The organism is Escherichia sp. 94.0001, assembly GCF_013369155.2.
In the GTDB taxonomy this organism is placed as follows: domain Bacteria; phylum Pseudomonadota; class Gammaproteobacteria; order Enterobacterales; family Enterobacteriaceae; genus Escherichia; species Escherichia coli_F.
Map to the genome: position 1 here is coordinate 1 of NZ_JABWMS020000238.1, position 474 is coordinate 474.

General features: G+C 32.5%; 1 protein-coding gene. It reads left to right on the forward strand.

The features are described from left to right. Positions 1–474, forward strand: a 474-nt coding sequence (locus HEN33_RS25470) for a glycosyltransferase family 2 protein (protein ID WP_183083540.1), incomplete at both ends; no start/stop codon positions are given.

Consider the following 474-nt stretch of genomic DNA (forward strand, 5'->3'; position numbering starts at 1 on the left):
GAAAAAGATAGCTTTGTAATTGTTGTAGATAACTGTTCTAATGAGCAAGAACTAAAAAAGTTAAATGATATTGAGAGTAAATATAACGAGAAGGTCAGATTAATTAAAAGTGATGTGAATTTGGGATATTTTGGCGGATTGAATCTTGGCCTAAAAGGACTACCAAGAAATCATCCAATAGTTGTTGGGAATAATGATTTGGTTTATGAGAGTAATTTTACGCAAATAATATCACAGACTACATATCCGGACGATGCTTTAGTTATTGCTCCAAATGTGATTACAAAGGATGGTTATCACCAGAACCCACACTGCCGTAAGCGAGTAAGTAAGTTTAGGAAATTTTTGTATGATATATATTTTTCAAATTATATCGCTGCTTTAGTTTTAACGTGGGGAAGCAGGTTTTTAAATTATTTGAAAGGTGGAAGAAATAATTCCTTTGATCAGGGTAGAGGTTATATACATATGGGT